Genomic DNA, 22,442 nt, shown 5'->3' with positions numbered 1-22,442 from the left:
ATTCAGTCCGAGTTTTTTGTTTAAATACTTTTACCTGGTAAGAGACTAACTGGCAAGAAATAACCAGTGGTAGCAACCTCTTTACCTTCAATTTTTTGTAAGAGCAAATCAACTGTTAGGCGAGCAATCTCTTCCAAGGGTTGTTTAATGGTAGTGAGGTGAGGGTAGAAATTCTCAATGAAATAAGTCCCGTCATAGCCGATCACTTTGAGTTGTTCAGGCACAGAGATTCCAAGCTCCTGGGCAATCTTAATAACCAAAATAGCAGTCAAATCATCAGAGGCGAAAATCGCATCTGGTTTTTGTTTGGTCAGGATATTTTTTATTTCCATTTCCTTACGAAGGGGTGAAAAATCACTGGAAACATTGATAATAGGAGCCTTTGGCAAGATTGAAGCAAAACCAGCATGACGAAGTCCAGTTGGGGAATTAGAGTTGTCATTTCCTGTAATCATGATAATAGATTTGGCTCCAGTTTTAGCCAAGGTCTGAGCGGCTAGGACACCACCAGCATAGTTGTCAGAAGAAACGACAGGGATATCTGGAGACAGGTTACGGTCAAAAGAGATGATTGGAGCCGTTACGCGATTGTAGTCTTCAATTCCCAAGTTATGACTACCAGAGATGATTCCATCCACTTGGTTGGCTTCTAGCATTTCAAGATACTCACGTTCTTTTTCCGAATCGTGCTCACTATTGCAGATGATGGTCTTGTAGCCTTTTTTGAAGAGTTCGTGTTCCAATTTGTCAATCAATTCAGCATAGAAAACATGGCTAATTTTTGGGAAAATCAAACCGATTAACTTGGCTGATTTCCCTTGGAGGCTACGAGCAAGGTTGTTAGGTTTATAGCCCAACTCTCGCATGGCCTCATTGACCTTTTGGATGGTTTTTTCAGATAGATAGCCTTTTTTATTGATGACACGTGAAACAGTAGTAGGGCTGACACCAGCCAATTTTGCGACATCAGTCAGTTTTGCGACCATATTCTAATTCGTAGTAAGTTCCAGTTGGGTTTCCAGATTTAATGAGAATTCCATTTTGGTTCTCATGTGGGAAGACACGACCAGAAAATACTTTTTCTCCTTTATTGATGAAAATTTCAAAGACTGAGTTGTCGATGAAGATATTGACAGTAGTTGCTTGATTAGTAACTGAGCAAGAGCGAGTAGTTCCAAATTCTTGAGCATATTGCTCACCTGCTTGACTACGATCAACGGTTACTTGGCCATTGACAAGGTCGAAATTGATAGATAGCCCCTTTCCGTCTTTATCAGCAAGAAGGATGATTTCACTTTGGCTATTAGCCTCTAAGTTCAGCTCAAGTTCGTAGCTATTCTTAGTTTCAGAACGATTTGAAAATTCCTCTTTTGAAGCTCGAAGGTACTTGATGGCTTCTACAGGGTACTGATAGAGTTTGCCATCTTTAATGGTAAGTTCTTTTACCAATGAAAAAGTTCCTTGATGGTCAAAACGGTCAGATGGATAAGACACATCTGGCAAACCAAGCCAACTAACAGCGAGAGCACGTCCATCCGGAGCGTTAAAAGCTTGAGTAGCATAGGCTTCGAAACCATAGTCTAGATTGTGTAGTTCAGACACATCTACCAAACGAGCATTTTCAGGGTCGAAGGAAGCACCAATTTTATACATATTTGGATAAATATTGTCATATTCAAGAACTTTTTTATCCAAACCTTGTGGGCAGTAGAGAAGGACAGGTTGTTCTCCGACAAAGACAAGATTTGGGCACTCCATCATATAGGCAGTGCGGTCGTTAGCAAAATCAAGGTCGCCAATTGCTTGCCAGTTTGTGTAGTCATTATCGACAGCCTTATAGAGACGAACGAAGCCTTTTTTCTCCAAGTCCTGTCCACCGACGATTGCGTAGTATTGTCCTTTAAAGTTAAAAATCTGTGGATCGCGGAAGTGGTCGGTAGCATCAGCTGGTTGATCAATCAAGACCTTATCAATCTTTTCAATCTTGCCGTCCTTATCCATTAAGGCACCAATCTGATAAGGGTGACGCACCCAATTTTCATCACGGACATTTCCTGTATAGAATAGGAACAATTGATCACCAAACTGCATAGCAGATCCAGAGTAAGCGCCGTGGCTATCAAGTGGAGTATCAGGTAAGATTTTTACACCTGTTTCAGTAAAGTGAACCAAGTCGTCGCTTTCAAGCTGAACCCAAGACTTCAATCCATGAGCTGCACCAAAGGGGAAGTTTTGGTAAAAGACAACCCACTTGCCATCAAAGTAAGAAAAACCGTTCGGGTCGTTAAGGAGTCCTTCCTTTGGTTCAATGTGATAGCTGACATGCCATGGGGATTGTGCCATCTTTTCTTGGATTTCTTTTCTTTCTTCTTGTGTCCAATCTTCATAACGTCTGTAACGACGTTCGGTAGTCCATTCCATTTATATTCCCTCCATAAATTCTACTATCTTTATAGTAAACGTTTCCTTTTAAAAAAGCAAGTCTTTTATCATAAAATTAAGAAAAAAATATCAAACGATTGACAGAAACGGATTGAAGGATTTTATGAAAATAAATGAAAAAATGAAAGAATTTGCAAAAAAATCTTTAAAAACCTCACAATAATAGGTGAAATATTGCTTGTTTTATTTCAAAGACATCAAAAACAATCAAAAAATTCAAAATGCTAAAACTTTTTCTGCAAAACGCTTGACATATTTTAAAAACATGATAGAATTATATGCGTAGGGCGGATAAAATCGCTTTCAAACATTTTACAAATTTTTTATAAGGAGATTTTTGCAAATGACCAATACAGAAATTGCAAAAAAAGTCATCGAAGCCTTGGGCGGACGCGAGAACGTTAACAGTGTAGCCCACTGTGCGACTCGTCTTCGCGTTATGGTTAAAGATGAAGCAAAGATCAATAAAGATGCTATCGAGAGCTTGGAAAAAGTTCAAGGTGCTTTCTTTAACTCAGGTCAATACCAAATCATCTTTGGTACGGGTACAGTAAACAAGATGTACGATGAAGTCGTAGCTCTTGGTTTGCCAACAGCATCTAAGGATGAGATGAAAGAAGAAGCAGGTAAACAAGGAAATTGGTTCCAACGTGCCATCCGTACTTTCGGTGACGTCTTTGTACCTCTTTTGCCAGCAATTGTTGCTACTGGTCTCTTTATGGGGATTCGTGGGGCTATCGTTCAGGATCAAGTCTTAGCTTTGTTTGGAACTACTGCAGAAGCTTTTAAAGCAACAAACTTCTATACTTATTCAGTTGTTTTGACAGATACAGCTTTTGCCTTCTTCCCAGCCTTAATCTGTTGGTCAGCCTTTCGAGTCTTCGGTGGAAATCCATTGCTTGGTTTGGTTCTAGGATTGATGATGGTAAACTCATCCTTACCAAATGCCTGGGCTGTGGCCTCTGGTGATGCTCAACCAATCCTCTTCTTTGGTTTTATCAAAGTTGTCGGCTATCAAAACTCAGTTTTACCAGCCTTCTTCGTTGGTTTGACTGGTGCTAAACTAGAAAAGTGGCTCCGTAAGCGTATTCCAGATGTATTAGATTTACTCCTTGTACCATTCTTGACTTTCTTAGTAATGTCTATTTTGGCCTTGTTTGTCATTGGACCTGTATTCCACGAAGTTGAAAGCTATGTCAAAGTCGCTACTGTTTGGTTGCTCAGTCTTCCAGTGGGTCTAGGTGGATTAATCCTTGGTGGTGTTCATCAGGTCATCGTTGTTACAGGTGTTCACCATATCTTCAATCTCTTGGAGGCTAACCTTGTTACTTCTACAGGTTCAGATCCTCTTAATGCTATTATTACAGCAGCTATGACTGCTCAACTTGGAGCAACTCTTGCTGTTGGTGTAAAAACAAAGAATCCCAAAATTAAAGCACTTGCTTTCCCAGCAGCTCTTTCTGCAGGATTAGGTATTACTGAGCCAGCAATTTTTGGTATTAACCTTCGTTACGGTAAACCGTTTATCATGGGTCTTATTGCAGGTGCTGCAGGTGGTTGGTTAGCGAACATCCTAGGTTTGGCAGGTACTAGTTTTGGCATTACTATCATTCCTGGAACACTTCTCTACATAAATGGTCAACTTCTCAAGTATATCTTTATGGTTCTAGTAACAACTGCTCTTGGTTTCGGATTGACTTATGCTTTTGGCTACAAAGAAGAAACAGAAGTGGCAGAAGAAACAACTTCTGAAGAAGCTACAGAGGTAAATGAGGAAATTCCAGCAGCCCTTCAAAACGAAACAATCCAAACACCAATCGTTGGTGATGTTGTTGCTCTTTCAAATGTAAATGACCCAGTCTTCTCAAGCGGAGCTATGGGACAAGGTATCGCTGTGAAACCTAGCCAAGACCTTGTTTACGCACCAGCTGATGCTGAAGTAACAATCGTCTTCCCAACTGGCCATGCTTATGGATTGAGAACAGCTAACGGTGCTGAAATCTTAATTCACGTTGGTATCGATACTGTTTCAATGAATGGTGAAGGCTTCAACCATAAAGTTGCTCAAGGTGACAAGGTTAAAGCTGGAGATGTTCTTGGAACATTTGACTCAGCTAAGATTGCCGCTGCAGGACTTGATAACACAACTATGGTTATCGTAACAAACACTGCAGACTTTGCTTCAGTAAATCCAGTTGCTTCTGGATCTGTTGCTAAGGGAGATGCCGTTATTGAAGTGAAAATCTAATACTCTTCGAAAATCAAATTCAAACCACGTCAGCTTCGCCTTGCCGTACTCAAGTACAGCCTTCGGCTAGCTTCTTAGTTTGCTCTTTGATTTTCATTGAGTACAATATTCCCTCTCACAATGAAAACGAACAAATGATATGTTTGTTCGTTTTTATTAGATAGTAAGATTTACAGAGGAAAATCTAAAAAATAGAGAAATTTAGACTTTCGAAATATGCTATAATAAAGAAAATAAAAACAAGAGGTTTATTATGACAAAATTATATGGAAGCTTGGAAGCGGGCGGTACAAAGTTTGTCTGTGCTGTCGGTGATGAAAACTTTAACGTTGTAGAAAAAACACAATTTCCAACAACAACTCCAATCGAAACAATCGATAAAACCATTGAGTTCTTCTCAAAATTCGATAATCTTGCTGGTCTTGCAGTTGGTTCATTTGGTCCGATTGATATTGATAAAAACTCAAAAACTTATGGATTTATCACAACGACTCCAAAACCAAACTGGGCAAATGTGGACTTGCTTGGTGCCCTTCGTCGTGCCCTTAACGTGCCAATGTACTTCACAACAGATGTAAACAGCTCTGCCTATGGTGAAGTGGTTGCCCGTAACAATGCTGGTGCTCGTATTGAAAACTTAGTTTACTATACAATCGGTACAGGTATTGGTGCAGGTGTCATTCAACGTGGTGAGTTTATCGGCGGTGTGGGTCACCCTGAAATGGGTCACTACTATGTGGCTAGACACCCAATGGATATTGAAAAAGAATTCAACGGTGTTTGTCCTTTCCACAAGGGTTGTTTGGAAGGTTATGCAGCTGGTCCAAGTTTGGAAGCTCGTACAGGTGTTCGTGGGGAAAACATTGAACTGAACAATCCTGTTTGGGATGTTCAAGCATACTATATCGCTCAAGCTGCGGTTAATGCGACAGTGACTTTCCGCCCAGACGTGATTGTCTTTGGTGGAGGGGTCATGGCTCAACAACACATGCTGGACCGTGTCCGTGAGAAATTTACATCTCTTCTAAATGGTTACTTACCAGTACCTGATGTGCGTGACTACATCGTGACGCCAGCAGTCGCAGGAAATGGTTCTGCCACACTTGGGAACTTTGTTCTTGCAAAAGAAGTTTCAAAATAAAGCACAAAATCCGCTTGGGAAACCAAACGGATTTTTTATGTGTCAAAGCATTTGCCAGAAGAAGTCGATAATATAGGTCAGACCGTAGGTATAAACCACGAGGGTAAAGGGCTTGGTCAGAATGATGATAATCATATAGCGTTTGAAGGTCATCTTGGTCAGGGCAGCCAGCATACAGAGAAAGTCAGCTGGACTAATGGGCCAAATCATCATAAAGATAAAGAAACGGTCAAAACGATTGCCCTTATCTAACCAACCGATATACTTGTCATAGGTGCGCTTGCTGACGACAGACTGGACAAAGGCAGCTCCATAGAGTCGCACCAGATAAAAGATAATGGCACAGCCAATCACGATGCCGATATAGTTGTAGATCGTACCGATGATGTGGCCGTAGATAAAGACGCCAGCCACAGAGGTCAAGGCCCCAGGAATGATAGGGACGACCGTTTGTAAAATCTGTAAAAAAATAAAGAGAGGTGGCCCCCAGATACCTGCCTGCTGGATAAAGGCAGAGAGGGTCTCCTTAGACTGTAAAATCCCAGCCTGATAAGCCCAAATACAGAAAATCAAACTCCCAACCCCGCCGACAATCGATGAGATATTGATAACTTGCTGCAGAAGGGGAGAAACAGCTTTCATTTGTTTATCCTGTGACATGTAAACTCCTCATAGATAGTATAGTTCTACTATACCATATTTTGGAGGAGAAAGGGGGAATGGATTGTGTTTGGATTAGAGTGAAGTTCAAGGATTTAAACCTAATTTTATTCTAATTATAAAAGTTAAGAACGGGTTTCATGATATAATGTGTATAAGTAAATTTATATCGGAGAAAATAAATGAAGTCAACAATAGATAAAATTAATAAATTTAGAGATGATCGGGATTGGAGAAAATTTCATAATGAAAAAGATTTAGCTATATCTATTTCATTGGAAGCTAGTGAACTTTTAGAATTGTTCCAATGGAAACAGCCAGATGAAGTTGTCAGCCATTCATTAGATAAAATTGCTGAAGAGTTGGCAGATGTTTTAATTTATAGTTTTATGTTAGCTGATAATTTACAACTTGATGTAGATAAGATTATTGAGGATAAACTTATCTCTAACAATATGAAATATCCAGTTAACTTGAGCAAAGGTAATAACAAAAAATACACTGAGTTGGAGAAATAATGGTAAAAATACAAAGTCCAATTGTTAGAGAAATAGATTATACCAGTAACTCGTTGGTGAAACTTAAAAACCAACTTAAATTTAATGAAAATAAAAATGATTTAAAATTTTTATTTGATTATCCGGTAGTTTATATTGTTAACGATGAGAAAAAGAATCGATTTAGTGTGTACATAGGAGAAACAACTGATATAATTCGGCGAACAAGTCAACACTTAATTGACGATATAAAAAAAGAAAATAGAGATGATTGGAGAGATTTTGCAACATCTTCGACAACGAAGGTGTTTGTAATTGGTCACAATCATTTTAATAAGTCGTTAACTCTAGATATAGAAAATCGCTTAATGTTATATTTATCAAGTGTAGATAATGTAACCAGGGTACAAAATAGAAGAGGAAATCCTCAAAATGAATATTATACATCCGATGAGTTAGATTCAATTTTTTCAAAAATTTGGCGTTCGTTAAATAAAAAAAATCAATTTCTATTTCCTGCTGAAAGTATTGTTAGAAATTCTGCTATTTTCAAATCCTCGCCTTTTCATAAATTAACCACTGAGCAAATAAAAGCTAAAAATGAAATCATTTTTAAAATTACTTCAGCTCTTAGTAAGAATGAATTTGGAACTTTAATCTTGGTTAAAGGAGAAGCTGGTGCTGGGAAAACGGTACTGATGAGTTCTTTAATAGATGATTTATTGAATTCTGATGATACAGAATTTATAAGAGAAAATAATACTATAAATCTAGTTGTCAATCATGACGACCAATTAAGTGTCTATAAAGAAATTGAGAAAAAGCTTGAGTGGAAAAGTGGGTTAAATCTTGATGTTACTATGAAACCAACCCAGTTTCTAAATGCACTGAAAAAACAAGATGTAGATGCTGGTATAGTCGTTATTGATGAAGGGCACTTACTTTTGACAGCAAAAAACCAAGCTTATCAAGGTGGCAATCATTTAAAGGATATTCTTTCAAAATCTAAAGTAGTCGTTCTAGTTTACGATGATAATCAAATAATGAATAAGTCCCAAATCTGGGTCGATGATTCATTTTTAACTTTACAACATCATGCAAAACAATCTGGCAATTTAATAGAACTAAACAATCAAATGCGTATAAAAGCTAGTGAATCTACAATTAGTTGGATTAGAAATATTATTGATAAAAGAGAAATTACCAAATTAAAAGATGACAAGAACTATGATATCCAAATATTTAATTCACCAAAGGAATTACAGGATGCTATTAAATTAAAAGATAAGAATCAACACTTAGGAATTTCTAGGTTAATAGCAACCTATGATTGGGATTATAGTAGTCAATCTAAACCAATAGATAAAGACTATTGGTGTGTGGAAATAGACGACTGGTCATGTCCTTGGAATAGAGAATTACGTAGGGATAAAAAAGACTCTAAACTTTCTTGGATTGAACAACCACAAACAATTAATGAAGTAGGTTCAACTTTTACTGTTCAAGGTTTTGATTTGAATTACGCTGGAGTCATTATTGGTCCATCAGTCAAATATAGAAATGGAGAAGTTAAGTTCGATATTTATGCTAGTAAAAATAAAGGTGCAGTCCAAAATAGAAAACTTGACAATGGTGAAATGAGAAACTTTGGTGTAGATCTTTTAAAAAATGAATTAAATGTTTTACTAACAAGAGGAGTAAATGGACTGTATATATACGCAGTAGATGAAGAACTTCAAGCAGCTTTAAAAGAGGCAATTTTATAAGAGTATAAGGCAAGAATAGATTTTTTTGAAACCAAACATGGTATAATGTCAGTTATGAATAATAACAACCAACGTGCCCTTTGCCAGCAACTCTGGGCTAGAAACAAATACCTCGTTTTGAGCCACTCCAGCAATATTTACAATGAGATTCGCCAATATCTCAAGAATGAAGAGGTGGAGGTGAGTCAGGTTCAGGAGATGATTGACCGTGCCTGTCAGATTCCAGAGCACAGGGGTCAGGTTTGCAATGCTTTTCAGCATGTTTGGGGTTATTTCAAGAAGAAAGCGACAGAGGATGAGCGTAAAGATTATATGCTCTTGTTGGATCGCTACCGCTTTGCTCAAGCTTCCAAGGAAGATGTAATTGCTAAGACGAGAGAGTTGCTTGAACGTTACCCAAATGCTTATCTTCAAAATTCTACTTTACTGAAAGGAGAGTGTCATAAGACTTTGGCATGAGGCTTTGATTCCACAACTTCCCCGTCCTCAACTTTTGGGGCAGCATCGAGAGTGCTGCGCCCTACGTGGCAATGGCTGGGGCAGAAAGCATGCGACAGTGGACTATGTTTTTACCCAGTCTCCCTATCGTCTCTATGCCTATCATCGCTTAATCATGGAGGAAATGACTGACCGTGGCTACAATGTCAGTCCAGAGTGGTTGGACAAGAACTACCGAGGTAAGACCTGCCCTCCTTATCAATACTTAGCAGAGGAAAAGTTGACTAGTCCTATCTATAGCGAACATGACGATGCATACTATGAGGAGTGTCTAGCTAATCTCCGAGAGAAGGGGATCAACCTATAGTCTTTTCTAATAACAAGTCATAGTCACTTATAAGAATTACTAATAACACGTTTGAAGAGCCTAACTGCAATAGAGCTATAAAACAAGATATACAAAGGATTTGAGGCATTTGTTTCAAGTCTTTTTCTTTTGTCTAAAACAGAGATATAGTTTCAAACTATATCAAAGCCTAATTTTTTACAATTATACAGACGCATTCTTTTCTGTTAAGATAGTTTCAACAACAAATTTTGGAGGACACATCATGTCAACTACAGTCATCGGTTTCCCTCGTTTGGGCGAATTCCGCGAATTAAAATTTACAACTGAAAAATACTTTAGAAAAGAAATCTCAGAAGAAGAACTCTTGGCAGCCGCAAAAGATTTGCGTGCTAAACACTGGAACATTGTCAAAGAAAAAGGCATCACTGAAATTCCATCAAATGACTTTTCTCACTATGACAACTTCCTAGATGCAGCTTTCCTTTTCAACGTGGTACCTGCTTCAGTTCAAAACTTGGACTTATCTGACCTTGAGCGCTACTTCGCTTTGGGTCGTGGTTACCAAGGAGAAAAAGGGGATGTTCGTGCTCTTCCAATGAAGAAGTGGTTCAACACCAACTACCACTACATCGTTCCTAAGTTTGAAAAAGACACTCAAGTAAAATTGGCTGGTCACAAAATCTTCGATGAGTTCCAAGAAGCAAAAGAACTTGGATTGAACACTCGCCCAGTTCTTGTAGGTCCATTCACTTTCCTTCAATTGTCAGACTTTGAAGAAGGCGTGAAAGCAGAAGATTTCGTAGACAGCTTAGTTGCTGCTTACCAAGAAGTTTTTGCAAAATTGGCTGAACTTGGTGCGACTCGCATCCAATTGGATGAAGCGGCTCTTGTGAAAGATTTGACCGCCGAAGAAAAAGCTCTCTTCTTGAACCTCTACAACAAACTCTTGGCTGACAAAAAAGGTCTTGAAGTCTTGCTTCAAACTTACTTCGGAGACGTTCGTGACGTCTACGCTGACCTTGTAAACTTACCAGTAGATGCTATCGGTCTTGACTTCGTTGAAGGTAAGAAAACTCTTGAACTCGTTAAAGCTGGCTTCCCAGCTGACAAGACTCTTTATGCAGGTATTGTCAATGGTAAAAATATCTGGCGTAACAACTACGAAAAGAGCTTGGCTGTTCTTGAGCAAATCCCAGCTGAAAACATTGTCTTGACAAGCTCATGCTCACTTCTTCATGTGCCATTTACAACAGCTAACGAAGAATTTGAACCAGCTATCTTGAACCACTTTGCCTTTGCAGTTGAAAAATTGGATGAGATCCGTGATTTGGATGCTATCCGCAATGGTCAAGGTGAAGAAGCACTTGCAGCCAACAAAGAACTCTTTGCGACTGAGCGTGTGGGTGAAAATGCGGAACTTCGTGCGCGCATCGCTGGCTTGACAGACGCAGACTACACTCGTTTGCCAGCCTTTGCAGAACGTGAAGCTATCCAAGAAGAAGCTTTCAAACTTCCAGCTCTTCCAACAACAACTATCGGTTCATTCCCTCAAACTAAAGAAGTTCGTGCTAAACGTTTGGCTTACCGTAAAGGTGAATTGTCTCAAGAAGAGTACGATGCTTTCCTTGCTGAAACGATCGATGAATGGATTAAATGGCAAGAAGATATCGACTTTGATGTCCTTGTTCACGGTGAATTTGAGCGTAACGACATGGTTGAGTACTTCGGTCAAAACTTGTCAGGTTACCTCTTCTCTAAAAATGGTTGGGTACAATCATACGGTATGCGTGGAGTTAAACCACCAATCATCTGGGGTGATGTCACTCGTCTTAACCCTATCACTGTTAAATGGTCTAGCTATGCACAAAGCCGTACAAACAAACCTGTTAAAGGTATGTTGACTGGACCTGTTACCATCCTCAACTGGTCATTCCCACGTGAAGACATCTCTATCAAGGATTCTACTCTTCAAATCGCTCTTGCTATCAAGGATGAAGTTCTTGACCTTGAAGCTGCTGGCGTGAAAATCATCCAAATCGACGAGGCTGCTCTTCGTGAAAAATTGCCACTTCGTCGTAGCGACTGGTACGAAGACTACCTTGACTGGGCAATTCCTGCCTTCCGCTTGGTACACTCAACAGTAGCGCCAGATACACAAATCCACACTCACATGTGTTACTCAGAATTTACAGATATCATCCCAGCTATCGACAACATGGATGCAGACGTTATCTCATTTGAAGCTAGCCGTTCAAACCTTGAAATCTTGGACGAACTCAAAGCGAAAAACTTCCAAACAGAAGTGGGACCTGGGGTTTACGATATCCACTCACCTCGTGTGCCAAATGAAGGCGAAATCGACCATACAATCGAAGCCATTCTTGCTAAAGTGCCAAGCAAGAAAGTTTGGATCAACCCTGACTGTGGTTTGAAAACACGTGGTATTCCAGAAACAAAAGAAAGCTTGATCCGCCTTGTTGAAGCAGCTAAAGCTGCGCGTGAGAAATTGTAAGATAAGGATTTCTCTAGAAGCACTGTTTGGTCAATCTGCCTGTTTCACTTGGATTTTAGGAATCCAGCTAACGAAAAAAATCAACTAGAAAAGGATAAGGACTATGTCACGCCAAACACCGTCACTCTCATTTGAAGTGTTCCCTCCCAACCCAGCCGTGGGTAATGATAACATTATTTCTGCTCTTCAAGATATGCAGGAGTTGGCTCCTCACTTTATCAGTGTAACTGCCAGCAATAATAAATTTAATATCAAGGAAACGACGGTTCGTTTGGCTGACTTTATCCAAAATGACTTGGCGATTCCGACTATTGCTCACTTGCCAGCCATCTATTTGACCAAGGACAAGGTTGCTGAAACGATTGCAGACTTGGACAAGGTTGGGGTGCAGAAAATCTTGGCTCTTCGTGGGGATATTATTCCAGATGTGGAACCACAAAAGGATTTCCGCTACGCAACTGACTTGATCGAGTTCATTAAGGAGCAAGCCCCTCACTTTGATATTGTTGGTGCTTGTTATCCAGAAGGTCATCCAGATTCACCAAATCAGATTTCAGATATTCAAAATCTTAAGAAGAAAGTGGATGCAGGTTGTTCGAGCCTTGTAACTCAGCTTTTCTTTGACAATGAGCGCTTCTATGATTTCCAAGATAAGTGCATCTTGGCTGGGATTGATGTTCCTATTCATGCAGGGATTATGCCAATTCTGAATCGAAATCAGGCTCTCCGTCTCTTGAAGACTTGTGAGAATATCCATCTTCCACGTAAATTTAAAGCCATCTTAGACAAGTATGAGCATGACCCTGAGTCGCTCAGAGCAGCAGGACTTGCCTATGCAGTGGACCAAATCGTGGACTTGGTAACTCAGGATGTTGTCGGTGTGCATCTCTACACTATGAACAATGCTGAAACAGCAAAATACATCCACCAAGCAACTCATGCCTTGTTTAATCATCAGTCTCTAGAATAATAAAAAGCAAACCATTCTTCTCAGGTGAGGGGAATGGTTCCTTTTTAATGGTAAAGGCCGCACTTTTTAAGAAAAATATGATAAAATAGACTCTGTACGTACTTGATACAAAGATGAGGGTATAAACAGATTTTTAACTATTCAAATCTGCTATAAAAAGGAAAAATACTAAAGAATAATATTTTTAAACTTTTCAAAGTATCTAATAGTTGAACACGGGCTAAATCCCTAGTGAAAAAGATAGATTTCCTAGTGTGCATCGCACACTGCGTCAATCTCCTATTTTCATACGGGATTCTTCACGCCCTTTGTATCCTGATCTTTGTAGGCAAGGCGTATAATTTCATCAATCCAAAGGGGATTAAAATGACAAAACAAGTGTTTCAAACGACTTTTGCGGGTCGTGAGTTAATCGTAGAGACTGGTCAGGTTGCTAAGCAAGCAAATGGCGCAGTTGTCGTGCGTTACGGTGAGTCAACTGTCTTGACTGCAGCCGTTATGTCTAAGAAAATGGCAACTGGGGATTTCTTCCCTCTTCAAGTCAACTACGAAGAAAAAATGTATGCAGCTGGGAAGTTTCCTGGTGGCTTTATGAAACGTGAAGGACGTCCTTCAACAGATGCGACCTTGACGGCGCGTTTGATTGACCGTCCAATCCGTCCTATGTTTGCAGAAGGTTTCCGTAATGAAGTACAAGTCATCAACACCGTGCTTTCTTATGATGAAAATGCTTCTGCACCTATGGCAGCTATGTTTGGTTCATCCTTGGCGCTTTCTATTTCAGATATTCCGTTTGACGGACCAATCGCTGGGGTACAAGTGGGCTATGTAGATGGCCAAATCATCATCAATCCAAGTCAAGAACAAGCAGAGCGTTCTCTTCTTGAATTAACAGTAGCTGGTACCAAACACGCTATCAACATGGTTGAGTCTGGTGCCAAAGAATTGTCAGAAGAAATCATGTTGGAAGCCCTTCTTAAAGGACATGAAGCAGTCAAAGAATTGATTGCCTTCCAAGAAGAAATCGTTGCAGCTGTTGGTAAAGAAAAAGCAGAAGTGGAATTGCTTCATGTGGATGCTGAATTGCAGGCTGAAATTATCGCAGCCTACAACAGTGACCTCCAAAAGGCAGTCCAAGTAGAAGAAAAATTGGCCCGTGAAGCTGCAACTCAAGCAGTTAAGGACCAAGTTACTGCTGTTTACGAAGAAAAATATGCGGACCACGAAGAATTTGACCGTATCATGCGTGATGTGGCTGAAATCTTGGAACAAATGGAACACGCTGAAGTGCGCCGTTTGATCACAGAAGACAAGATACGTCCTGATGGTCGTAAGGTCGATGAAATCCGTCCTTTGGATGCGGTTGTTGATTTCCTTCCTCGTGTGCACGGTTCAGGTCTCTTTACTCGTGGGCAAACTCAGGCCCTTTCAGTCTTGACCTTGGCTCCGATGGGTGAAACTCAAATCATTGATGGTTTGGATCCAGAGTACAAGAAACGCTTTATGCACCACTATAACTTCCCACAATACTCTGTAGGGGAAACTGGTCGTTACGGTGCACCTGGTCGTCGTGAAATTGGTCACGGGGCTCTCGGTGAGCGTGCTCTTGCTCAAGTATTGCCAAGTTTGGAAGAATTCCCATATGCTATCCGCTTGGTGGCCGAGGTCTTGGAATCAAACGGTTCTTCATCTCAGGCTTCTATCTGTGCTGGAACTCTTGCCCTTATGGCTGGTGGTGTGCCAATCAAGGCGCCAGTAGCAGGGATTGCCATGGGTCTCATCTCAGATGGAAACAACTATACAGTCTTGACAGATATCCAAGGTTTGGAAGACCACTTTGGAGATATGGACTTCAAGGTTGCAGGTACTCGTGACGGGATTACAGCCCTTCAAATGGATATCAAGATCCAAGGGATTACTGCTGAAATCTTGACTGAGGCCCTTGCTCAAGCCAAGAAAGCGCGTTTTGAAATCCTTGATGTGATTGAAGCAACCATTCCAGAAGTTCGTCCAGAATTGGCTCCAACTGCTCCGAAAATTGATACCATCAAGATCGATGTGGATAAAATCAAGATTGTCATCGGTAAGGGTGGAGAAACCATCGACAAGATTATCGCTGAAACAGGTGTTAAGATTGATATCGACGAAGAAGGAAATGTATCTATCTACTCTAGCGACCAAGATGCTATTAACCGTGCCAAAGAAATCATTGCTGGTTTGGTCCGTGAAGCCAAAGTGGACGAAGTTTACCGTGCTAAAGTCGTTCGTATCGAGAAATTTGGTGCCTTTGTTAACCTCTTTGATAAGACAGATGCCCTTGTTCATATCTCTGAGATGGCTTGGACTCGTACCAACAATGTCGAAGACTTGGTAGCAATCGGGGATGAAGTTGATGTTAAGGTTATCAAGATTGATGAAAAAGGACGTGTGGATGCTTCTATGAAGGCCCTTCTTCCTCGTCCTCCAAAACCTGAACGTGATGAAAAAGGCGAAAAGTCTGAGAGACCTCACCGCCCACGTCATCACAAGGATCACAAACCTAAGAAAGAATTTACAGAAACACCAAAAGATTCAGAATAAGAAAAGGAGAAATGTATGGGATGGTGGCGCGAAACCATTGATATCGTAAAAGAAAATGATCCAGCGGCCCGCACCACTTTGGAGGTTTTGCTGACTTATCCAGGTGTCAAGGCCTTGGCGGCCCACCGTCTTTCGCATTTTCTCTGGAAGCATGGCTTCAAACTCTTGGCTCGTATGCACAGTCAGTTTTGGCGCTTTTGGACTCAAATTGAGATTCATCCAGGTGCCCAGATTGATTCAGGTGTCTTTATCGACCATGGTTCTGGTCTGGTGATTGGGGAAACAGCGATTGTTGAAAAAGGTGTTCTCCTTTATCACGGAGTGACTCTTGGGGGAACAGGAAAAGACTGTGGCAAACGCCATCCTACCGTTCGCAAAGGAGCTCTTATATCCGCTCATGCCCAAGTTATCGGACCAGTGGAAATCGGCGAAAATGCCAAGGTCGGTGCAGCAGCAGTTGTCGTGGCAGACGTACCTAGTGAAGTGACGGTTGTCGGTATTCCTGCTAAGATCGTCCGAGTTCATGGACAGAAGGATGAACCGACGATCCACGAAGTCGAAGAAAAACGAGAGTACTACGTCAATAAACTCGAGCAGGCTAAAGATGCCAGTCACAGATCGTCTGGGTTGTAGAGGATACCTATATGATTCAAACAAGAAACAAGTTAAGCCAAGAGGAGCTATCTGAGGCGAAAAAACTAATTAACTGTTGCCAAAACTATGACGGTACCTATCGTGATCCCTATCTCTCTAACATGCTTAATTTTGACCCAAACATGCCCGCCTTTTTCCTTTATTATGAAAAAGGCGAACTTGTTGGTTTATTAACTGTCTATGCAGATGACCAAGATGTGGAAGTGACGATACTGGTTCATCCAGATCATCGCCGTCAGGGAATTGCGCGTGCATTGTTTACTAGTTTTGAGAAAGAAACGGCTTCTTTCCCTATTCGTTCAGTTACTTTTCAGACAGAACGTATTTTTCTAGACCGTTATCCTGATTTTGTCAGCAACTGGGGATTGGTTGAAGATGAAGAGACAGAAACCTGGTTAGGTAAGGATAGAAGCCCTTATCAGTTAGCAAGTGTTTCTAATCTTGAAGTTTTGTTAGCAGATAGTTCGTATCAGGAGCAAATTAGTCAGTTAAAATTTCAGGCATTTTCAGAGGAACATGAATCGAGAGAAGTTGTGGATAGATATGTCGCTGAAGCTCTGAAGGATCCAGAAAGTCGCTTATATATTTTGTTAAAAGACGGTCAGGTTATTGGAACTTGCACGGTAGATTTATCGACTAATACGAATTACTTCTACGGTTTAGCAATATCTGAACCTGAACGTGGGAAAGGATATGGAAGCTACTTAGCAAAATCCCTAGTCAACCAACTGATTGAGCAAAATGATAAGGAATTTCAGATTGCAGTAGAGGACAGCAACGTAGGTGCTAAACGCTTATATGAAAAGATCGGCTTTGTCAAACAGACCCAGGTGGTTTATCTGAATGAGAAAGGAGCAAGGGATTCCGAAGTCTAGAGAGATTCGGACTGAAATTGAATTGAACTCTTAGTGATGAAACTAAGTGTTCTTTGATTTTGGTTTTCCTGACTATTATTTTATGATTAAAATTTATGACACCATGTCTCGTGATTTACTAGAATTTGTCCCGATTGAGGATGGTAAGGTTAAGATGTATGTCTGTGGGCCAACGGTGTACAACTATATCCACGTGGGGAATGCTCGTTCAACGGTGGCTTTTGATACCATTCGTCGTTATTTCGAATACCGTGGCTACGAGGTTGCCTATATTTCCAATTTTACGGATGTGGATGATAAGATTATCAACCGTGCCAAGGAAGAAGGAATCACGCCTCAGGAGGTTGCGGACAAGTACATCGCTGCCTTTCGTGAGGATGTGACGGCCTTGGGTGTCAAACCTGCGACTCGCCATCCGCGTGTAGTGGAGTTTATGGCTGACATCATTCGTTTTGTGGAAGACTTGATTAAAAAAGGCTTTGCCTATGAGAGTCAAGGGGATGTTTACTTCCGTGTGGAAAAATCCCACAACTATGCCAAGTTGGCTAATAAAACCTTGGAAGATTTGGAGCTAGGCGCTTCAGGTCGTACCGATGAAGAAACGGCTCGCAAGGAAAATCCGGTAGACTTTGCTCTATGGAAATCTGCTAAACCAGGCGAGATTTCTTGGGACAGTCCTTGGGGGCCTGGTCGTCCGGGCTGGCATATTGAGTGTTCGGTCATGTCGACAGAGATTTTAGGTGATACCATCGATATCCACGGTGGTGGAGCCGATCTAGAGTTTCCACACCACACCAATGAAATTGCCCAGTCAGAAGCCAAAACAGGTAAGACCTTTGCCAACTACTGGATGCATAATGGCTTTGTCAATATCGACAATGTCAAGATGTCCAAGTCCTTGGGCAACTTTATTACCGTACATGATGCCCTTAAAACCCTCGATGGGCAAGTGCTTCGTTTCTTCTTTGCGACTCAACATTATCGCAAGCCTATCAACTTTACAGAAAAGGCAGTGCGTGATGCAGAGACTAATCTCAAGTATCTAAAGAACACTTACGAACAACCATTTACAGGAAACGTGGATACCCAAGAGTTACAAGCTTTTAAAGACAAGTTTGTAGCAGCTATGGATGAGGATTTCAACTCTGCCAACGGTATTACAGTAGTCTTTGAAATGGCCAAGTGGATTAACTCTGGCAATTATGATGTAAGTGTTAAGCAAGCTCTTGCGGATATGTTAGAAGTCTTTGGAATTGTCTTTGTTGAGGAAGTTTTGGACGCTGAGATCGAATCCTTGATTCAAAAACGCCAAGAAGCGCGTGCCAATCGTGACTTTGCGACAGCGGACCAGATCCGTGACCAATTGGCTGCTCAAGGGATTAAGCTCCTTGACACCAAAGATGGAGTGAGGTGGACACGTGATTGATGTCAATCTCATTAACGGGATTGCGTTAGCTTTTGAGGGGGACGCGGTGTATTCTATGTATATTCGTCGTCACCTCATCCTCAAAGGCATGACCAAGCCCAATAAACTCCACCAAGAGGCGACCAAGTATGTCTCAGCCAAGGCTCAGGCTCGCCTGATTTCCCTTATGTTGGAGGAGCAAGTCTTAACGGAAAAAGAAGAAGAAATCTACAAACGTGGCCGCAATACCAATAGCCACACCAAGGCCAAAAATGCTGATGTGGTGACCTACCGTATGTCCACAGGTTTTGAAGCAGTCATGGGCTATCTCCATATGACTGAAAATCTGGAACGTCTTGAGAGCTTGATTTCGTGGTGCATCCAAAAAGTGGAGGGCTAGGACATGATGGCAAAAGAATTACAAGACTGGTTTCCTGAAGCTCAGATTTCAGACCAACCAGTAGAGAAAGAAGGCTATCTCACACTCCCTTTAGCTTCTCAGCAGTGGATTTTGCTGGAGGAGGCTGAGCTCAGCGAGCGTGAAAAGCAGTTGGTTGCCCTTTTGACCCAGCAGGAGCAGGCTCGTTCGCTCAATCCTTGGTATTCCTATCTTATTGAGGGCAAAGGGCAGGCACCACAAACTTTTAAAAAGATTCAGTTGGCCTATTGTCATCTTTCCTATTTTCAGCAGGAAAATCTAGCTTCTTGGTTGGATATGATGCGGACTCTATTTCCTAACTGTCAGACAGTGCTTCAGGTAGGAGCTCAGGATTATGTTTTCGTACTTCAACAAGATAAATACACTTCTGTACGAGCTATTTTAAGTGATACGATTGAAGCGGTTGAGTATGACTTTGGACTTCGTCTGTCAATCATGTTGGGCCAGGTTTGGTCTCAGACAGGCCATCAAGCCCTATCAGACTTGATTAAAGCAGAGCGCGATTTGTTTAAGACTTGGTGGCGTCAGGGTCACCAAGGTGTTCATACTTTTTCACAACTCTATCTTTGGAGTATGGGGGAAAGAAGTGTGGACTTGAAGGCGATCAAGGAATATCTGCACCAGATGATTTTGGATCAGGATCAGATTCAGGAAATCATTCTTTCCCTTTGGGAAAATAGTGCTGTCTTAACTAAAACAGCCCAGCAACTCTACTTGCACCGCAATTCTCTCCAATACAAGATTGATAAATGGGAAGAATTGACAGGGCTTCAATTGAAGGAATTGACTGACCTGACCTTGTGTTATCAGTTGATTTTACCAGATGTTTTATAAAGTTTTGTGCAAGTTGCACAGAACTTTTTTGTTTTTTTGGTCACCTTGCCATAGAAATGTAAAGCGTTTTCATCTATAATAAAACTATCAAAAGAAAAAAGGAGTTCACCTCATGGTAGAATTGAATCTTAAAAACATTTACAAAAAATATCCAAACAGCGAACACTACTCAGTTGAAGACTTCAACTTGGACATCAAAGACAAAGAATTTATCGTTTTCGTAGGTCCTTCAGGATGTGGTAAATCAACAACTCTTCGTATGATTGCTGGTCTTGAAGACATCACAGAAGGTACTGCATCTATCGATGGCGTGGTTGTCAACGACGTAGCTCCAAAAGACCGTGACATCGCCATGGTATTCCAAAACTACGCTCTTTACCCACACATGACTGTTTATGACAACATGGCTTTCGGTTTAAAATTGCGTAAATACAGCAAGGAAGACATCGATAAACGTGTGCAAGAAGCAGCTGCAATCCTCGGTTTGAAAGAATTCTTGGATCGTAAACCAGCTGACCTTTCAGGTGGTCAACGTCAACGTGTTGCCATGGGTCGTGCCATCGTCCGTGATGCAAAAGTATTCTTGATGGACGAACCTTTGTCAAACTTGGATGCAAAACTTCGTGTATCTATGCGTGCTGAAATCGCTAAAATCCACCGTCGTATCGGAGCTACAACTATCTACGTAACTCACGACCAAACAGAAGCGATGACACTTGCAGACCGTATCGTTATCATGTCAGCAACTAAAAACCCTGCTGGTACAGGTACTATCGGACGTGTAGAACAAATCGGTACACCTCAAGAAGTTTACAAAAACCCAGTTAACAAATTCGTAGCAGGATTCATCGGAAGCCCAGCTATGAACTTCATCAATGTGAAATTGGTTGGTAGCGAAATTGTTTCTGACGGTTTCCGTTTGAAAGTTCCAGAAGGAGCATTGAAAGTTCTTCGTGACAAAGGCTACGAAGGTAAAGAATTGATCTTCGGTATCCGTCCAGAAGACGTGAATGCAGAACCTGCTTTCCTTGAAACATTCCCAGAATCAGTTGTCAAAGCTACTATCTCTGTATCAGAATTGCTTGGTTCAGAATCTCACCTTTACTGCCAAGTTGGTAAAGATGAATTTGTTGCCAAAGTTGATGCTCGTGACTACTTGCAAACAGGTGCAACAGTTGAACTTGGATTTGACTTGAACAAAGCACACTTCTTCGATGTAGAAACTGAAAAAACAGTCTACTAAGATAAATGAAACTCAAAACACTGCTAGAAATCTGGCAGTGTTTTTTGAGATTGCGTAGAAAAAACTCCTGGGAAATTCCAGGAGGGTATGATTGATTATTTGAACTTGAATCCTTCGTAAATAAGCTCTGCTTTTGGATTTTCTTTCTTAATTTGTTTGGCAAGTGACTTCATCATAGAATGAGGACCACACATATAGACGCTTGCATGTTCGGTCACTTCTTCTTGCTCAAAATTAAGATAGCCGTCTTTCCTACTGTCTACTAGATGGAGTTCAAAATTAGGATTTTTCTGAGCATAGTCACGAAGCAAATCTAGATAGACTGCATTTTCCTCTCCACGGAAGCTATAGTAGAAGTGAACCTGTTTATCTAAAATAGGATGTTCACGGATATAAGAGATGAAGGGGGTGATCCCAATACCTCCAGCAATCCAAACCTGATTTTCTCGTCCTTCTTTTATGATCATGTGTCCGTAAGCTCTGTCTACGCTTACTTTGCTGCCGACTTGAAGATTGTCATAGATATTCTTGGTATGGTCGCCTGAATTTTTAACAGTAAAGTAAAGAGTTTGACCATGACCTCCTGAGATAGAAAAGGGATGCGGAGCGCTTTCAAAGCCTTCTTGGAAAATCTTTAGAAAGGCAAATTGTCCTGATTGATAGTTGAAAGGTCTGCTAAGATGGATTTGAATTTCTCTAGTATCATGATTTAAGTGTTTGAGATTGGTGATTTTCCCTAGATAGGGGAAGCCAATCTTTTGATAAAGGAAGATGATATAAAAACCAGCCAGTAATCCTAAAAGGGCATAGCTACCAACAAGAAAACTTAGAAGATTAAATGTGAGAAGACGATTGCCCATCATCATGTAGACGTGAAAGAGTCCAAAAATATAAGCTAGATAAACCAGGCGGTGAATCCATCGCCAAGCTTCGTATTGGATGTATTTGCCTAAATAGGCGACAAGGATGATACTGACAAAGATATAGATGGCAAGATTTCCAAACTGAGCAGCTAATCGAGAGCCCCACAAACCGCCCATACTAAAGTTATGAAAGATGAGTAGAATGATGGATAGAAAGGCTGTGAATTTGTGGACGTTGTAGACCTTCTCCAAACCGTGAAACCAGCTTTCTAGTAGTGGGAGACGAGTGGTGAGGATAAAAGTTAGAGATAGGCTTGTTAAAGCTAGTCCTGGGATCATGAATTGGGGAGAAGTGTTCATCCAAGTCAAAATAGTCAAGGCAAAACTAGCTATGATAAAGAGTAGTCCTTTGATTGATTTCATAGAAAATTCCATTTCATTAAGATTTTGATTTGTTGTAAATAAATTTGTTACATTTTATCATAGAAAAAGTATGGTGTCAAATTGAGGTCTATAAATGTTTACT

At 40.8% G+C, this 22,442-nt stretch carries 19 protein-coding genes; 15 read left to right on the top strand and 4 right to left on the bottom strand.

What is annotated here, in order from left to right:
• Positions 1–20: 20 nt before the first annotated feature.
• Entirely contained in the window at positions 21–986 is a 966-nt protein-coding gene (locus tag ACLNCW_RS02240) for a LacI family DNA-binding transcriptional regulator (protein WP_049500229.1), read from the bottom strand.
• Positions 967–2,421, bottom strand: a complete 1,455-nt coding sequence (locus ACLNCW_RS02235) for a sucrose-6-phosphate hydrolase (RefSeq protein WP_424845298.1) — start codon at positions 2,419–2,421, stop codon at positions 967–969. The genes ACLNCW_RS02240 and ACLNCW_RS02235 overlap by 20 nt, the downstream gene beginning before the upstream one ends.
• Before the next feature lie 364 nt (positions 2,422–2,785).
• Here ACLNCW_RS02235 and ACLNCW_RS02230 point away from each other — a divergent pair, with 364 nt between their 5' ends.
• Positions 2,786–4,690: a sucrose-specific PTS transporter subunit IIBC gene (locus tag ACLNCW_RS02230; RefSeq protein ID WP_424845297.1), complete on the top strand. Its 1,905-nt coding sequence runs from the start codon at positions 2,786–2,788 to the stop codon at positions 4,688–4,690.
• Between the two features lie 253 nt (positions 4,691–4,943).
• Positions 4,944–5,831: a fructokinase ScrK gene (gene scrK, locus ACLNCW_RS02225; protein ID WP_102210454.1), complete on the top strand. Its 888-nt coding sequence runs from the start codon at positions 4,944–4,946 to the stop codon at positions 5,829–5,831.
• Positions 5,832–5,873: 42 nt separating this feature from the next.
• Here the strand turns inward: scrK and ACLNCW_RS02220 are convergent, their stop codons facing one another.
• Positions 5,874–6,491 carry a TVP38/TMEM64 family protein gene (locus tag ACLNCW_RS02220; protein WP_049511033.1) on the bottom strand — a complete coding sequence of 206 codons (618 nt, stop codon included), beginning with the start codon at positions 6,489–6,491 and terminating at the stop codon, positions 5,874–5,876.
• Between the two features lie 182 nt (positions 6,492–6,673).
• Between ACLNCW_RS02220 and ACLNCW_RS02215 the strand changes: the two genes are divergently transcribed.
• The 13 genes from ACLNCW_RS02215 to ACLNCW_RS02155 all read left to right on the top strand — a co-directional run bounded on the left by ACLNCW_RS02215 (position 6,674) and on the right by ACLNCW_RS02155 (position 21,053).
• The gene (locus tag ACLNCW_RS02215) at positions 6,674–7,009 is read left to right on the top strand and encodes a nucleotide pyrophosphohydrolase (protein ID WP_049550740.1); all 336 of its coding nucleotides are present in this window, start codon (positions 6,674–6,676) and stop codon (positions 7,007–7,009) included.
• The gene (locus ACLNCW_RS02210; RefSeq protein WP_424845296.1) at positions 7,009–8,754 is read left to right on the top strand and encodes a DUF2075 domain-containing protein; all 1,746 of its coding nucleotides are present in this window, start codon (positions 7,009–7,011) and stop codon (positions 8,752–8,754) included. The genes ACLNCW_RS02215 and ACLNCW_RS02210 overlap by 1 nt, the downstream gene beginning before the upstream one ends.
• A 54-nt stretch (positions 8,755–8,808) precedes the next feature.
• Positions 8,809–9,213: a YbgA family protein gene (locus ACLNCW_RS02205; protein ID WP_424845295.1), complete on the top strand. Its 405-nt coding sequence runs from the start codon at positions 8,809–8,811 to the stop codon at positions 9,211–9,213.
• Entirely contained in the window at positions 9,197–9,559 is a 363-nt protein-coding gene (locus ACLNCW_RS02200; protein WP_424845316.1) for a TIGR02328 family protein, read from the top strand. Before ACLNCW_RS02205 ends, ACLNCW_RS02200 begins: the two co-directional genes overlap by 17 nt.
• Before the next feature lie 244 nt (positions 9,560–9,803).
• Entirely contained in the window at positions 9,804–12,053 is a 2,250-nt protein-coding gene (gene metE / locus ACLNCW_RS02195; RefSeq protein WP_424845294.1) for a 5-methyltetrahydropteroyltriglutamate--homocysteine S-methyltransferase, read from the top strand.
• A 103-nt stretch (positions 12,054–12,156) separates the two neighbouring features.
• Positions 12,157–13,023 carry a methylenetetrahydrofolate reductase [NAD(P)H] gene (gene metF, locus ACLNCW_RS02190; protein WP_424845293.1) on the top strand — a complete coding sequence of 289 codons (867 nt, stop codon included), beginning with the start codon at positions 12,157–12,159 and terminating at the stop codon, positions 13,021–13,023.
• Positions 13,024–13,389: 366 nt separating this feature from the next.
• Positions 13,390–15,603 carry a polyribonucleotide nucleotidyltransferase gene (gene pnp, locus ACLNCW_RS02185; RefSeq protein ID WP_247942228.1) on the top strand — a complete coding sequence of 738 codons (2,214 nt, stop codon included), beginning with the start codon at positions 13,390–13,392 and terminating at the stop codon, positions 15,601–15,603.
• A 15-nt stretch (positions 15,604–15,618) separates the two neighbouring features.
• On the top strand, positions 15,619–16,236 hold the full coding sequence (gene cysE / locus ACLNCW_RS02180) for a serine O-acetyltransferase (RefSeq protein ID WP_247942229.1): 618 nt from the start codon (positions 15,619–15,621) through the stop codon (positions 16,234–16,236).
• Between the two features lie 11 nt (positions 16,237–16,247).
• Positions 16,248–17,132, top strand: coding sequence for a GNAT family N-acetyltransferase (locus ACLNCW_RS02175; RefSeq protein ID WP_247942230.1), 885 nt, complete (start codon positions 16,248–16,250; stop codon positions 17,130–17,132).
• A gap of 82 nt (positions 17,133–17,214) precedes the next feature.
• Complete coding sequence (gene cysS / locus ACLNCW_RS02170; RefSeq protein WP_247942231.1) at positions 17,215–18,558, top strand: cysteine--tRNA ligase; 1,344 nt, start codon at positions 17,215–17,217, stop codon at positions 18,556–18,558.
• Positions 18,551–18,937 carry a Mini-ribonuclease 3 gene (locus tag ACLNCW_RS02165; RefSeq protein ID WP_000567927.1) on the top strand — a complete coding sequence of 129 codons (387 nt, stop codon included), beginning with the start codon at positions 18,551–18,553 and terminating at the stop codon, positions 18,935–18,937. The genes cysS and ACLNCW_RS02165 overlap by 8 nt, the downstream gene beginning before the upstream one ends.
• Before the next feature lie 3 nt (positions 18,938–18,940).
• Positions 18,941–19,810: a helix-turn-helix domain-containing protein gene (locus tag ACLNCW_RS02160; RefSeq protein WP_214614870.1), complete on the top strand. Its 870-nt coding sequence runs from the start codon at positions 18,941–18,943 to the stop codon at positions 19,808–19,810.
• Between the two features lie 112 nt (positions 19,811–19,922).
• Positions 19,923–21,053, top strand: a complete 1,131-nt coding sequence (locus ACLNCW_RS02155) for an ABC transporter ATP-binding protein (RefSeq protein ID WP_000229944.1) — start codon at positions 19,923–19,925, stop codon at positions 21,051–21,053.
• A 95-nt stretch (positions 21,054–21,148) separates the two neighbouring features.
• Here the strand turns inward: ACLNCW_RS02155 and ACLNCW_RS02150 are convergent, their stop codons facing one another.
• Entirely contained in the window at positions 21,149–22,339 is a 1,191-nt protein-coding gene (locus tag ACLNCW_RS02150) for a ferredoxin reductase family protein (RefSeq protein ID WP_424845292.1), read from the bottom strand.
• Between the last annotated feature and the right edge of the window lie 103 nt (positions 22,340–22,442).

This window comes from Streptococcus sp. CL6.22 (assembly GCF_049738055.1).
GTDB classification, from domain to species: domain Bacteria; phylum Bacillota; class Bacilli; order Lactobacillales; family Streptococcaceae; genus Streptococcus; species Streptococcus mitis_DJ.
The sequence above is the reverse complement of the archived record's forward strand: the minus strand, read 5'-3'. Positions and strand labels throughout refer to the sequence as shown.